The organism is Filibacter tadaridae, from assembly GCF_900609045.1.
Lineage (GTDB): Bacteria > Bacillota > Bacilli > Bacillales_A > Planococcaceae > Sporosarcina > Sporosarcina tadaridae.
This window is the reverse complement of the sequence record NZ_UXAV01000012.1, coordinates 1-13,270: the sequence shown is the minus strand read 5'-3', so window position 1 is coordinate 13,270 and position 13,270 is coordinate 1. Positions and strand designations below refer to the sequence as shown.

Annotated in this window: 18 protein-coding genes and 5 tRNA genes; 21 read left to right on the top strand and 2 right to left on the bottom strand. The window is 43.0% G+C overall.

Annotated features, from left to right (window positions below; genetic code table 11):
* Positions 1-131 precede the first annotated feature (131 nt).
* The 15 genes from infA (at position 132) to FILTAD_RS00275 (ending at position 9,712) form a co-directional block, all read left to right on the top strand.
* Positions 132-350 carry a translation initiation factor IF-1 gene (gene infA, locus FILTAD_RS00345; RefSeq protein WP_124068580.1) on the top strand — a complete coding sequence of 73 codons (219 nt, stop codon included), beginning with the start codon at positions 132-134 and terminating at the stop codon, positions 348-350.
* 37 nt (positions 351-387) lie between these two features.
* On the top strand, positions 388-501 hold the full coding sequence (gene rpmJ / locus FILTAD_RS00340) for a 50S ribosomal protein L36 (RefSeq protein ID WP_124068515.1): 114 nt from the start codon (positions 388-390) through the stop codon (positions 499-501).
* 24 nt (positions 502-525) lie between these two features.
* The gene (rpsM, locus tag FILTAD_RS00335; protein ID WP_124068514.1) at positions 526-891 is read left to right on the top strand and encodes a 30S ribosomal protein S13; all 366 of its coding nucleotides are present in this window, start codon (positions 526-528) and stop codon (positions 889-891) included.
* Positions 892-916: 25 nt separating this feature from the next.
* Positions 917-1,306: a 30S ribosomal protein S11 gene (rpsK, locus tag FILTAD_RS00330; RefSeq protein ID WP_124068513.1), complete on the top strand. Its 390-nt coding sequence runs from the start codon at positions 917-919 to the stop codon at positions 1,304-1,306.
* A gap of 135 nt (positions 1,307-1,441) precedes the next feature.
* Entirely contained in the window at positions 1,442-2,386 is a 945-nt protein-coding gene (locus tag FILTAD_RS00325) for a DNA-directed RNA polymerase subunit alpha (protein WP_124068512.1), read from the top strand.
* A gap of 32 nt (positions 2,387-2,418) precedes the next feature.
* Positions 2,419-2,799 (top strand): 50S ribosomal protein L17, encoded by a 381-nt coding sequence (rplQ, locus tag FILTAD_RS00320; protein WP_124068511.1) that lies wholly within the window; start codon positions 2,419-2,421, stop codon positions 2,797-2,799.
* Positions 2,800-3,107: 308 nt separating this feature from the next.
* Positions 3,108-3,953: an energy-coupling factor ABC transporter ATP-binding protein gene (locus FILTAD_RS00315; protein ID WP_124068579.1), complete on the top strand. Its 846-nt coding sequence runs from the start codon at positions 3,108-3,110 to the stop codon at positions 3,951-3,953.
* Positions 3,929-4,804, top strand: coding sequence for an energy-coupling factor ABC transporter ATP-binding protein (locus tag FILTAD_RS00310; RefSeq protein ID WP_124068510.1), 876 nt, complete (start codon positions 3,929-3,931; stop codon positions 4,802-4,804). The genes FILTAD_RS00315 and FILTAD_RS00310 overlap by 25 nt, the downstream gene beginning before the upstream one ends.
* The gene (locus FILTAD_RS00305) at positions 4,797-5,594 is read left to right on the top strand and encodes an energy-coupling factor transporter transmembrane component T family protein (protein WP_124068509.1); all 798 of its coding nucleotides are present in this window, start codon (positions 4,797-4,799) and stop codon (positions 5,592-5,594) included. The genes FILTAD_RS00310 and FILTAD_RS00305 overlap by 8 nt, the downstream gene beginning before the upstream one ends.
* A 17-nt stretch (positions 5,595-5,611) precedes the next feature.
* A complete protein-coding gene (gene truA, locus FILTAD_RS00300; RefSeq protein WP_124068578.1) occupies positions 5,612-6,358 on the top strand; it encodes a tRNA pseudouridine(38-40) synthase TruA in 747 nt (248 codons plus the stop codon).
* 180 nt (positions 6,359-6,538) lie between these two features.
* Positions 6,539-6,976: a 50S ribosomal protein L13 gene (rplM, locus tag FILTAD_RS00295; RefSeq protein ID WP_124068508.1), complete on the top strand. Its 438-nt coding sequence runs from the start codon at positions 6,539-6,541 to the stop codon at positions 6,974-6,976.
* 19 nt (positions 6,977-6,995) lie between these two features.
* The gene (rpsI, locus tag FILTAD_RS00290) at positions 6,996-7,388 is read left to right on the top strand and encodes a 30S ribosomal protein S9 (protein ID WP_124068507.1); all 393 of its coding nucleotides are present in this window, start codon (positions 6,996-6,998) and stop codon (positions 7,386-7,388) included.
* Between the two features lie 84 nt (positions 7,389-7,472).
* Entirely contained in the window at positions 7,473-7,769 is a 297-nt protein-coding gene (locus tag FILTAD_RS00285; RefSeq protein ID WP_124068506.1) for a rhodanese-like domain-containing protein, read from the top strand.
* Positions 7,770-7,860: 91 nt separating this feature from the next.
* Entirely contained in the window at positions 7,861-8,574 is a 714-nt protein-coding gene (locus FILTAD_RS00280; protein ID WP_124068505.1) for an N-acetylmuramoyl-L-alanine amidase, read from the top strand.
* Positions 8,575-8,653: 79 nt separating this feature from the next.
* Complete coding sequence (locus FILTAD_RS00275; protein WP_124068504.1) at positions 8,654-9,712, top strand: Mrp/NBP35 family ATP-binding protein; 1,059 nt, start codon at positions 8,654-8,656, stop codon at positions 9,710-9,712.
* 28 nt (positions 9,713-9,740) lie between these two features.
* On the opposite strand, the gene gerD is transcribed toward FILTAD_RS00275, so the two are convergent.
* Entirely contained in the window at positions 9,741-10,331 is a 591-nt protein-coding gene (gerD, locus tag FILTAD_RS00270) for a spore germination lipoprotein GerD (protein ID WP_124068503.1), read from the bottom strand.
* A gap of 142 nt (positions 10,332-10,473) precedes the next feature.
* Between gerD and FILTAD_RS00265 the strand changes: the two genes are divergently transcribed.
* The gene (locus tag FILTAD_RS00265; RefSeq protein ID WP_124068502.1) at positions 10,474-11,154 is read left to right on the top strand and encodes a KinB-signaling pathway activation protein; all 681 of its coding nucleotides are present in this window, start codon (positions 10,474-10,476) and stop codon (positions 11,152-11,154) included.
* 62 nt (positions 11,155-11,216) lie between these two features.
* Here the strand turns inward: FILTAD_RS00265 and FILTAD_RS00260 are convergent, their stop codons facing one another.
* Positions 11,217-11,879, bottom strand: a complete 663-nt coding sequence (locus FILTAD_RS00260) for a polysaccharide deacetylase family protein (RefSeq protein ID WP_124068501.1) — start codon at positions 11,877-11,879, stop codon at positions 11,217-11,219.
* Between the two features lie 184 nt (positions 11,880-12,063).
* On the opposite strand from FILTAD_RS00260, the gene FILTAD_RS00255 reads away from it, so the two are divergent.
* The 5 genes from FILTAD_RS00255 (at position 12,064) to FILTAD_RS00235 (ending at position 12,798) form a co-directional block, all read left to right on the top strand.
* Positions 12,064-12,138: transfer RNA gene (locus FILTAD_RS00255), tRNA-Asn, on the top strand.
* Between the two features lie 4 nt (positions 12,139-12,142).
* A tRNA-Thr gene (locus FILTAD_RS00250) sits at positions 12,143-12,218 on the top strand.
* Positions 12,219-12,273: 55 nt separating this feature from the next.
* Positions 12,274-12,345 (top strand) — tRNA-Glu (locus FILTAD_RS00245).
* Positions 12,346-12,513: 168 nt separating this feature from the next.
* A tRNA-Tyr gene (locus FILTAD_RS00240) sits at positions 12,514-12,598 on the top strand.
* 126 nt (positions 12,599-12,724) lie between these two features.
* Positions 12,725-12,798: transfer RNA gene (locus FILTAD_RS00235), tRNA-Gln, on the top strand.
* The last annotated feature ends 472 nt before the right edge of the window (positions 12,799-13,270 follow it).

Genomic DNA, 13,270 nt, shown 5'->3' with positions numbered 1-13,270 from the left:
AATCGAAATGTGTCAGACGTCTTTCGAACATCACTCATGCAATCCGGACATTTGTTGAAGGAAGCATTAAAAGCGACTGATGCCGCTCGATGGTGAGAACCTTTATTGGATATAGAAGGGAGACAGGATTGATGGCGAAAGACGATGTAATTGAAGTTGAAGGAACCATAGTCGAAACGTTGCCAAACGCGATGTTTAAAGTTGAGCTGGAAAACGGCCATACGATTCTTGCGCATGTATCAGGTAAGATTCGTATGCACTTTATCCGCATCCTGCCAGGCGATAAAGTAACTTTGGAACTTTCACCTTATGATTTGACACGTGGCCGTATCACATACCGCTTCAAATAATCTTTTGCACTCCGGAATATGAAGGAGGTTGGGTAAGATGAAAGTAAGACCATCTGTAAAACCGATCTGCGAAAAATGTAAAGTTGTTCGTAGACGCGGCCGAGTAATGGTAATCTGTGAAAATCCGAAACACAAACAAAGACAAGGCTAATTCTGAAGGAGGTGCACAATCTATATGGCACGTATTGCTGGTGTAGACGTTCCGCGCGAAAAGCGCATTGTAATTTCATTAACTTACATCTTCGGTATCGGTAACACAACTGCTCAAAAAGTTTTAAAAGCAGCTGGAGTTTCTGAGGATACACGTACTCGTGATCTAACTGATGCAGAGCTTGATAAAATTCGTGAACAAATGGACGGTTTGAAAGTTGAAGGTGACCTTCGTCGTGAAACTTCACTTAACATCAAACGTCTGATGGAAATCGGTAGCTTCCGTGGTATCCGTCACCGTCGTGGATTGCCTGTTCGTGGGCAAAACACAAAAAACAACGCTCGTACTCGCAAAGGTCCAAAACGTACAGTTGCGAACAAGAAAAAATAATAGGTAAAGGAGGTATCTTCTTAACATGGCACGTAAACCACAAACTCGTAAACGTCGTGTGAAAAAGAATATTGAATCCGGTATTGCACATATCCGTTCGACGTTTAACAATACAATCGTAACAATCACTGACATGCAAGGTAATGCACTTTCTTGGTCAAGTGCGGGTGCACTAGGCTTTAGAGGTTCACGTAAATCTACACCATTCGCTGCACAAATGGCTGCAGAGACTGCTGCAAAAACATCTATGGAACACGGTCTTAAAACGTTGGAAGTAACTGTTAAAGGACCAGGAGCTGGTCGTGAAGCGGCAATTCGTTCACTACAAGCTGCAGGACTTGAAGTAACAGCAATCAGAGACGTTACACCGGTACCACATAACGGATGCCGCCCACCAAAACGCCGTCGTGTATAACGGCTTGCACTCCATTTGATTGAGAAACACTATTTTTGGCAAAGATGATTTGTAAGATTGCAAATCGTCGTCTATTATAATCGATTTCAATATGGAACGGCCTATACATTCGATGTTTTAAAGGAGGGTAAATGAATGATCGAAATCGAGAAACCGAAGATTGAAACAGTAATGATCAGTGAAGATTCCAAGTTTAGCAAATTTATCATTGAACCGCTTGAGCGTGGATATGGAAATACTTTGGGAAATTCCTTGCGCCGAATACTTCTTTCCTCATTACCAGGAGCAGCAGTTACATCCATCCAGATTGATGGCGTACTTCATGAATTCTCTACAATTGAAGGTGTCGTCGAAGACGTTGCAACAATTGTTTTGAATGTGAAGAAACTAGCTCTTAAAATCTATTCGGATGAAGAGAAAGTAATTGAGATAGATGTAAAAGGTGAAGGAATTGTTACGGCAGCAGACATTACACATGATAGTGATGTGGAGATACTGAATCCGGAACTTCCTATCGCGACTCTCGGCAAAAACGGTCATTTACGTATGCGTATGTATGCTGTACGTGGACGGGGATATGCACCTTCTGTACAAAACAAACGTGAAGATTTAGCGATTGGCGTTATTCCGATCGATTCAATTTATACACCTGTATCACGTGTGAATTTCCAAGTGGAAAATACACGTGTTGGTCAAATGACCAATTTTGATAAATTGACACTCGATGTGTGGACAGATGGTAGTATCAGTCCGAAAGAATCTGTTGCGCTTGGAGCAAAAATCCTAACGGAACATTTGAATATTTTTGTTGGCATGACAGACGAAGCACAAACTGCAGAGATAATGGTAGAAAAGGAAGAGGACCAGAAAGAAAAGGTACTCGAAATGACGATTGAAGAGCTTGATCTTTCCGTCAGATCTTACAACTGCCTTAAACGTGCAGGCATCAATACAGTTCTTGAACTTGCTAGCAAGTCCGAAGACGAAATGATGAAAGTGCGAAATCTTGGCCGTAAATCACTTGAAGAAGTGAAAGCGAAATTGGACGAGCTAAAGCTAGAGCTACGCACTGAAGATTGAGCGAATTTATAGATTGAAGGAGGGAAACTTCTATGGGATACAGAAAACTTGGACGTACAAGCTCACAACGTAAAGCGATGCTTCGTGACTTGGCGACAGACCTTATTGTACATGAACGTGTTCAAACAACTGAAGCACGTGCGAAAGAATTGCGTTCAGTCGTTGAGAAGATGATTACGCTTGGAAAACGTGGGGACTTGCATGCACGTCGTCAAGTTGCACAATTCATCCGTCGTGAACTGGTTACAGTTACAGATGAACAAGGTAATGAGGCAGAAATTTTTGCAATCCAAAAACTTTTTGATAACGTGGCACCACGCTATACTGAGCGTCAAGGTGGATACACACGTATCATGAAAATGGGACCGCGTCGCGGCGACGGAGCACCTGTTGTTGTAATCGAACTCGTTTAATCGTTTTCGGAAAGTGTGTCTAGGCTAACGTCGAGGCACATTGCTATACTGTAAGAAACCAACTAATTTATACGACAACTTTAAAAGCTGAGTGTTATGATCTGCTGGGGTACGTTTCCTTCAGGTCTAGCTCTACGCACCTCATCCGCGATGCCGGACTGAGCATCCGGTATCAGTCATAGATATGAGCGCATTTCTTCGGATGAGGTGCGCGCTTTTTTTTTATTTAAAACAGGGATTCCTTGGCTAATTAGCAAGGGATCCTTCATGCTATACATAATACGAATGGACACGGGGGTGGAAAGATGATGAAAGAAGTGCTGTCGATGGACCATGTGAGCTTTTCCTATCAGAGTGAGGAAGGTGTAACTGAAAAAGCAATCGATGATATTTCGTTCGCTGTACAACAAGGTGAATGGATTGCAATTGTCGGTCATAACGGTTCGGGGAAGTCGACTCTTGCAAAATTAATGATTGGACTTCTTTTCCCTGATGAGGGCGAGGTCAATGTATTCATCCAAAAGTTATCTGAAGCAAACCTTTGGGCTATTCGTTCGCGAATGGGATTCGTTTTTCAAAATCCGGATAACCAATTCGTCGGTTCAACTGTCCAGGATGACGTTGCATTTGCACTGGAGAACAATGGTGTCCCCTTCACTGATATGGTGACCCGCGTCCATGAGTCACTCGCTCAAGTGAATATGAGCAATTTTCACGATCATGAGCCGCATCATCTTTCCGGCGGACAAAAGCAACGTGTCGCGATTGCGGGTGCGCTTGCACTAAAGCCTGAACTTCTACTCATGGATGAAGCCACTTCGATGCTCGATCCACAAGGGCGCGATGAAGTAATACGTGTAGTTGAAGAGCTTAAAACAAAGACGGGCCTTACTGTTATCTCAATTACACATGATCTGGAAGAGGCGCTACTTGCAGATCGCATAGTTGTTATGAATAAAGGGAAGTTACTGACGACAGGGACACCAACCCAGATTTTTGCACGTGGTGATGAACTCGAAGCAATCGGTTTAGACTTGCCATTTGCGATGAAGGTATCCAGGTTGTTAAGAGAATCAGGTATGGAACTATTCGGTGAACATATGACAGAAGAAGAGTTGGTGAATGGGTTATGGACATCTCACTTCAGCAAGTAGGTTATTCATATGGGAGGAATACGCCATTTGAGAAAAGGGCTTTGCAAGGGGTGGATGGGACGATAAAAACAGGTTCTTATACAGCCATTATCGGGCATACGGGCTCAGGGAAATCCACTCTTCTAATGCACTTAAACGGTCTGCTTAAGCCTTCGGAAGGCATTGTTCAAATTGGCGATACACAAATTACTGCCGGAACGAAAGCAAAAGAGTTGAAAGCTGTCCGGCGACATGTAGGAATTGTTTTTCAGTTTCCGGAACATCAGCTTTTTGAGGAAACTGTTGAAAAAGACATTATGTTCGGACCGATGAACTTTGGTGTATCCAAAGAAGAGTCCAGAAAACGCGCACATGAATTAATTGAGCTGTTGGGTCTTCCGCCGGATACAGCCCAGAAGTCGCCTTTTGACCTGTCGGGTGGACAAATGCGTCGAGTGGCGATTGCTGGCGTCTTGGCATTTAAGCCATCAGTCCTTGTCTTGGATGAACCAACAGCCGGGCTCGATCCACGTGGACGGAAGGAAATCATGGAGCTGTTTTCCAGACTTCATGCTGAAGAGAATCTCACGACCGTTTTAGTAACACATAGTATGGAAGATGCTGCACGGTATGCCGATAATATTATCGTTATGCATAATGGCCATTCAGTAATGGCTGGAACTCCTCAAAACATATTTGGGGATGAAGAGACGTTAGCTTCTTTTGGACTAGGGGTACCGCGGTCTGTGAAGCTTCAACGCGTAGTTGAGAAGATGATAGGGCGTCCTTTGCCCGTACTTGCATTGACCGAAGAAGATTTGGCAACAGCGCTTGCACGGGCGGCTTCGGAAGAGGGTGACGCTAATGCTTGAAAAGATGATCTTCGGACGATACATACCGGGTACATCGTTTGTTCATAAATTAGATCCACGTTCAAAGTTAAGTTTTGTTTTTCTATTTATTATTGCGGTGTTCTTGGCGAATAATGCCGTTACATATGGGATATTGCTAGGATTTACGCTATTAGTCATTTTCAGTTCGCGAATTCGTATCTATTTTTTGATCAACGGTCTGAAACCGATTATATTCCTTATTGCTTTTACATTTCTCATGCATATCTTCTTCACAAAAGAGGGTGCAATCATCGTCGATTGGAAATTCATCAAAATTTACGAAGAAGGGTTAAGGCAGGGTATTTTTATATCCTTGCGTTTTCTGGTCCTTGTCCTGATGACTTCAATTTTAACGCTGACAACGTCACCTATTTCTATCACAGATGGCATGGAGGATCTGCTGAACCCGTTTAAACGATTCAAGTTGCCGGTTCATGAGCTTGCACTAATGATGTCAATTTCTCTTCGTTTCATACCGACATTGATGGATGAAACGGATAAGATTCTGAAGGCACAGCTGGCACGCGGGTCGGATATTAGCACCGGCTCTATCAAACAACGAATACGTGCAGTCATTCCACTCCTTGTGCCGCTGTTCGTGAGTGCTTTCAAGCGTGCCGAAGACCTTGCAATCGCAATGGAAGTAAGAGGATATCGTGGCGGAGAAGGTAGAACAAGATACCGACAGTTGAAGTGGCACTGGCGCGATACAGTAGCGCTTGCTTTGCTCGGTGTTCTCGTTGCTGCCCTCGTATTGCTTAGGGGATAGGAAGGGTAAGGATGCAGATGAATCGAGTGAAAGCAGTCGTATCGTATGATGGAACTAATTTTGCCGGGTACCAGTCGCAACCCGGATTGCGGACGGTTCAGCTGGAAATTGATAAGGCGTTAAGGAAGATTCACAAAGAAATACCTGTTCACTCAGTTGCCAGTGGCAGAACAGATGCAGGTGTGCATGCATTTGGGCAAGTCATTCACTTTGACACACCACTTTCATTGCCGACGGATCGCTGGAAAATGGCACTTAACGTACTATTGCCAACAGATATCCGGATTGTATCGACCGCTTATGTCGATGAAGACTTCCACGCCCGCTACGGAGCAATCGGAAAAACATATAAGTATGTATGGACGCGCAGTAAAGTACAAAGCCCTTTCGAACGGAATTACGCCGTTCATTTAGGTAAATGGAATCCAGATGTGGAAATCATGCAAGCAGCAGCCACACATTTGATAGGAACGCATGATTTTACAAGCTTCTGTTCATCCAAGACAGCCACGACCAACAAGGTTCGGACGGTGAAAAGGCTGGTGCTTGAAGAAGAAGGTGATTTGCTGACTATGACGATAGAAGGCAATGGATTTTTGTACAATATGGTACGGACTATTGCAGGCATGCTACTGGCTGTCGGAATAGGATGGAATACACCCGCGGATGTTAAACGGATTCTGGAATCTTGTGATCGCAATAATGCGGGTAAAACAGCGCCGGCACACGGTTTGTACTTGGAAAGTGTGGACTATGAAGACTGAGGCAACATTTCCTGGTGTTTTTTGAAAGGTCGCTTGACTTAATGCTTAAAAGGATGTAAGATGAATAATGGTATTTCAATAACCCCACAAACAAGCCCCGGAAGGTTAATTGTGTTTAGGGATAGAGAAAACGGAAACAGGAACAAAATGATATTCATTCATATTTAGGAGGACTAAAACATGCGTACAACATTCATGGCTAAAGGTCACGAAGTAGAGCGTAAATGGCTCGTTGTCGACGCTGAAGGACAGACGCTTGGTCGTCTTGCTTCTGAAGTCGCATCACTTTTGCGCGGTAAACATAAACCGACATTCACACCAAACGTTGATACAGGTGATCACGTTATTATCATCAACGCTGAAAAAATCCAGCTTACTGGTAACAAACTGAAAGACAAGATCTACTACCGTCATTCAGGTTACACAGGCGGCATCAAGCAACGTACAGCGCTTGAAATGCGTACAAACTACCCAACAAAAATGCTTGAACTTGCGATTAAAGGAATGCTTCCAAAAGGTCCACTAGGTCGTCAAACTTTCAAGAAACTTCATGTATATGCTGGAGCAGAACATAATCATGCAGCACAAAAACCCGAAGCATTCGAACTTCGCGGATAATTAAGAGGAGGAAATACCTTTGGCACAAGTACAATATATCGGCACTGGCCGTCGTAAAAGCTCAGTAGCTCGTGTACGTCTCGTACCTGGAGATGGCACAATTACCATCAACAAACGTGACGTTGAAGACTACGTACCATACGCGACTCTTCGCGAAATCATCAAACAACCACTTGTTATAACAGAAACTCTTGGAAGCTACGATATCCTAGTTAATGTTGACGGTGGAGGATTCACAGGACAAGCAGGTGCGATTCGTCACGGCGTAGCACGCGCTCTACTTACAGTAGATCCTGATTTCCGTCCAGCTCTTAAAGCAGCAGGTCTACTTACACGTGACCCAAGAATGAAAGAGCGTAAAAAACCAGGTCTTAAAGGCGCACGTCGCGCACCACAGTTCTCGAAACGTTAATTTTACATTTCGAAGCCCTTTTCCTTTATTGGAAGGGGGCTTTTGTGCGTTAATGTAAGAATAGAATAGTGAGGAGTGTGTAAAATGAAGGAAATATCGACTACAGAACTACAAGAGTTATTGGAAAAAGGGCAACAACTTAATTTGGTTGATGTGCGTGAAGCAGATGAAGTAGCTAGCGGGATGATCCCAGGTGCAATTCATATCCCTTTAGGCGATGTACCGGCTCGTATGGACGAGTTGGATAAATCGAAGCCTTATATACTCATTTGTCGCTCGAGCGGACGCAGTGGGCGTGCAGGAGAGTTTCTTGACGAGCAAGGATACGATGTTACAAACATGATCGGCGGGATGCTCGCATGGGAAGGTCCAACCAAATAACTTTTTAAGAGAAGCCGAACCTGGCTTCTTTTTTTTCACGACATATCTTCCTTCAACCCAGCGTATAGTGGAGGAAAAAGGCGGTGTAGATATGAAACGGTTAATAGTAATCGGTCTTCTCTTTACATTATCTCTTGTAATTGTAATTTATGGCGTAAAAGCATCAGATCGTAATTTTTTCCTGCCCGAAGAATTGGCTGGTATGAAGGTTGTCATTGATCCGGGACATGGTGGGTTGGATGGTGGTGCATCCGTTGGTGACGTTGTAGAGCGTGACATTACACTTAGCGTCTCACATGAGTTGGTGAAGCGGCTTGAAAAAAAAGGTGCAACCGTTGTTATGACGCGTGAGAAAGAAGGAGATGCGCTTGCTGAGCATGCTCCGAAAGACGAATTCGGAACAACTCGTGCGCGGAAGGTTGCCGATTTGAAATTGCGAGAAACAATCGCGATCAATGAAAAACCGGATATGTTTATTAGTGTTCATGTCAATGCGATACCTGAAGAAAGATGGCGTGGGTCCCAAGTGTTTTATCATCCGGGTGGACATCCCGACGGTGAATTCCTTGCAAAAGCGATTCAGAAGTCTTTTGTTGGGAATTTAAAAAACACAGAACGTGAAGCAATGGCCATCAAAGGAGTCTATCTCTTAAAGAAGGTACCGGTGCCCGCTGTACTTGTTGAAACTGGATTTTTATCGAATCCTGAAGAACGTGCACTATTGACTGACCCGAAGTATCATGGGAAATTAGCTGACGCAATTATGGAAGGAATTATTGAATTCCATACTTCGGAAGAGAATTGAAAGCTAGACCATTAATTGAAATGAAAGTATTGTGGTATACTTGGAGAAGAAAATAATAAAACTCCAAGGAGTGTTTAAATTGGTAAATGAACAAAAGGTACGTGAAATAATAGGCCAGTTGAAAGATCCGTTTTTACATAAAACGCTTGAAGAGACGGGCGGAATTACGTCAGTATCGATAAAAGAAGAGAAAAAGCATGTGAGTGTGAAAGTGGCAATCGCAAAAATTAATACTGCCGAACAAATGACACTTCAGATGCAAGTGGTCGATAAATTGAAAGCTGCAGGTGCAGATTCTGTAGGTATCCGTTTTGAGGAGTTAACCAAAGAAGCGCTTGAACAGTTCCGCGGAAAAGCAACAGAAGCGGAGGCGCAGGATCTGTTATCACCTATGAACAATGTCGAGTTTATATCGATTGCTTCCGGAAAAGGCGGCGTTGGGAAGTCGACAGTTTCTGTAAACCTTGCAGTTGCGCTTGCTCGTCTTGGTAAAAAGGTTGGTCTGATTGATGCGGACATCTATGGTTTCAGTGTGCCGGATATGATGGGTGTCACAGAAATGCCGGTTGTTCGTGGTGATCGGATTATTCCGGTTGAGCGTTTTGGTGTAAAAGTGATTTCAATGGGCTTTTTTGTTGAAGATAATGCGCCTGTCGTATGGCGTGGTCCAATGCTTGGAAAAGCGCTCGATCAGTTTTTCCGGGATGTCGAGTGGGGAGATCTTGATTATCTTCTACTTGATTTACCGCCGGGAACAGGTGATGTTGCTCTTGATATCCATCAAATGATTCCGACATCCAAAGAGATTATTGTGACAACACCACATCCAACAGCTGCATTTGTTGCTGCACGTGCAGGTGCGATGGCATTGCAGACGGAACACTCGCTACTTGGCGTGATTGAAAACATGTCTTGGTTTGAATCGAAAGAAACGAATGTCCGCGAATTTGTATTTGGTGAAGGTGGCGGGGTGAAGCTAGCCAAAGAACTACGAACAGGGTTACTTGGTCAAATCCCGCTTGGTCAGCCTGATTGGAATGAAGATGACTTTGCACCATCTGTTTATGCAGCAGATCACCCGATTGGTCAAATTTATACAGATATTGGGAAGAACATCATTAGAAGTCTGAAAAAGTAAAAGTAATTAAAAATAAAAGCGGATGGGGTTATTTACCCTCTCCGCCTTTTTCACCTTCTTCTTTCTTTTCACCTTTCTTTTCTCCGCCTTCCTTCGATTCACCCGATTTCAATATAAGTTTTTGCCATTTCGTTTGTAGCAAAGGACTATCAATCGTTTCTTCAACCACTTTTTCTAGATGTTTTTTCATGTTTGCCGACTGCATCACGGTTTCCAGTTGTTTCTGCATATCCGGTTGACTAAAAAACTCTTCCAGCTCTTTTTGGAATGAAGAATCATCCATGAGTTGTTTCATGATGTCTTTTTGTTGTTCTTTCATGCTTTTTGCGATATTCTCCTTAAACTTTGGATCATCGAACGTCTTCTTCCAGAACGCCTTACCGTCCTCAGAAAGCAATGTGTCCTCAATTGATTTTTTCACTTCCGCTTGTTCTAAAACAATGAGTTCCCGAAATTCTGGGTCTGCTAACATTTGGCGAACCGCTTTTTTCCCATCCTCCGTTTGAAGCGCGTCAATCATCATTTTTTTCATCTCATCGTATGTCGGGCCGGCCTGCTGTCCTCCGCATCCTGCCAATAGCAAGGTCAAAAGTAACAAAAGAAAGAAACCTTTTTTCATGGAATTCAATTCCCTTCCGAAAGCATTTTCAATTATTGTTCACATAATGACGCTTTATATGCATTAACGGATGAATGAAATAGATTTTTCTTGAAAACGTTGTTACACTGTTGGAAGGAATAGAAAACGGAGGAACGGTATCGTGACTATACGAAATTGGATAAAATTCTTTTTTAATGCATTACTTATTGGAGGAATTGTAACGGCGGTCGCTGGATTGATTGTCCGTTGGGAATTCTTTTCATCATATTTGGCAGACGGTGAAATCATGTCGTTCCTAGGTGCACTCCTTTGGATGGTTTTCCTTGGATTCACAATGAGCGTTGTTGCTCAAATGGGCTTTTTTGCATATTTAACAGTCCATCAATTCGGCGTGAATATATTTAAAACACTTACGCTATGGAATTGGGTCCAACTTTTAATCATTGCCATAGTTCTGTTCGATCTTATTTTTTTCAGATTCCGTTTAACATCGGAAGATACGGGTAGAACAATGCTTTACATTGGTTTGCTCGTTTCACTTATCGTCGTTGCAAGTGTTACTGCGTATTTCAAAGCGAAATGGACGAAAAAACATACACTTGTGTCCGCCTTATTTTTCATGATTGTTATTACAACCCTTGAATGGTTGCCGGCGTTAATGGTTCGGTCTGGAAATATTGATTCATGGGTGACAATACTATTATTCCCACTTCTCGCTGTGAATGCCTACCAAATTTTGATGCTTCCGAAGTACAACACACAGTCGGATGAAGATAAAAAAAGATTGGATGAACGAAGAGCGGCTCGTAAGGCAGAAACTAAAGTAGCGAAGAAAAAGTAAAAAAGAGCACAGTCTACCCCTATTTTTTAGGTGGGCAGTGCTCTTTTTTTAGGATTCCTTTGTCATTCGGGTATTTTCTTTGTCTTTACTGTTACGCCGAACAACACATCTTCCAGTGGTTTAAATGTTCGACCATCTGCCAACTTCTTCAGTTCAGTAAGAACAATCCGGTTTTCACGGTGATGCGGAACGGAAATAATTTCTCCTTCCACGATAGGTGGCGTCTCTCCTCCGATATAAACAACGGTAGAACCGAGCGCATTAACTTCTGCTTCCCATAGCGCCCTTTGTAGCGTAAGCGGAAATTGCTCATCCGCAGTACGAAACCATAGCGGTTTTTTTTTAAAAAGTTTTTCAAAGCGTTTGACCTGGTCCATAAACAGGGGCGTATTTTGTTCGTAAGTCGCACCTTCACTGCCAAGAAGACCAACCGGGATGTTTTTTTTCTTAATAAGTTTTATGGTTTCAGGAAATCGTCCCGCCCAATCCATGTCTATAAAGAGCAGGGGATAAGGTGATTCAATGCCCCGAATCCATTGTTCTACTTCATCGTCCCCAAAGGAGATATTCACCGTCAACGTAGATCCACTCGTACCGCGAACAATGGTAGCAGGCTCCTCCGTTAAGCGAAACACCGAAGTGAGTGATGCTTTTTCAGGAAGGGCTGGAAGTAAAAGAAACAATCCGAAACAAGTGAAGAGAATAATAATGTATTTCTTACGCATATGTTGTCCCCTTTGTGCACAATATAGATTAGCTTATGAAATAAGTTTGACTGATATGCAGAGTGCATGGTATTATATAAAAGTCGTTGTCGGGAAATGAAAAATATAAATAAGTATTGCAAAGTATTTTATTCTTGTTATAATGGAACTTGTCGTAAACGAAGTAAAAGTAAATAAGTATTATTCCGCAGTAGCTCAGAGGTAGAGCAATCGGCTGTTAACCGATCGGTCGTAGGTTCGACTCCTACCTGCGGAGCCATATTGCTTCCATAGCTCAGTAGGTAGAGTGCTTCCATGGTAAGGAAGAGGTCACCGGTTCGAATCCGGTTGGAAGCTCCAGAGAAACGGTAACAGCTAACAAAGAAATTGGCTGTTTCAACCATACTTTAATGACGGCCCCTTGGTCAAGCGGTTAAGACACCGCCCTTTCACGGCGGTATCACGGGTTCGAATCCCGTAGGGGTCATTCTGATTTCAAAATACACTCCGTGTTTTGGAAACAGTTATACTTATTGAATTCTGCACAAAAAATCTATGATGTATTGAATAGCGAATTTTGTTCAGAATAAAGAAGATAAGTGTAAGTGGATACATATTTAATTGCAGAGATAAGATTATCTTTTATCTTTAACTCGGTGGGGTAGCGAAGTGGCTAAACGCGGCGGACTGTAAATCCGCTCCCTCAGGGTTCGGCGGTTCGAATCCGTCCCCCACCACCAAATTTTTTTCGAAACGACCTTGTTTTGAAGATAATTATCTAAAATGAGTTTAAACAGAATGTGTTTTGTTTTGAAAATAGTTGTTTGAAAATCGCTTTATCAGAAGAGCTTTCCTTATTTCAACTTTGGGGTATAGCCAAGCGGTAAGGCAACGGACTTTGACTCCGTCATCGTTGGTTCGAATCCAGCTACCCCAGCCATTTTTTCTTTACCAAACCATGTTTTTTACAATAAGTTTGACTAAGCCCTTTTCTACAAAACGAAAAGGGCTTTTTTGTTTGGAAAATTGGTTTTCTGACATATATATGGGTTGTACAATAAAGAATCCTCTTACCGACGCTCGGCGCTTGGGGATGTCTCCCGCAATAAGTCAGACAGAAGGGCGCTGTCAGTCTTATTGCTTCGGTTACCCCAGTGAGGCGTTCGCTAGAGACTATATAGAATCTATTCTAAATGATCGCCTCGCGACGCTGATTGATCACCTCACGAGATAAATGATCGCCTCGCGACGCTGATTGATCGCTTCATGAGATAAATGAGCGCCTTGCTACTCTGATTGATCGCTTCACGAGATAAATGATCGCCTCGCGACGCTGATTGATCACCTCACGAGATAAATGATCGCCTCGCGACGCTGATTGATCGCTTCATGAGATAAATGAGCGCCTTGCT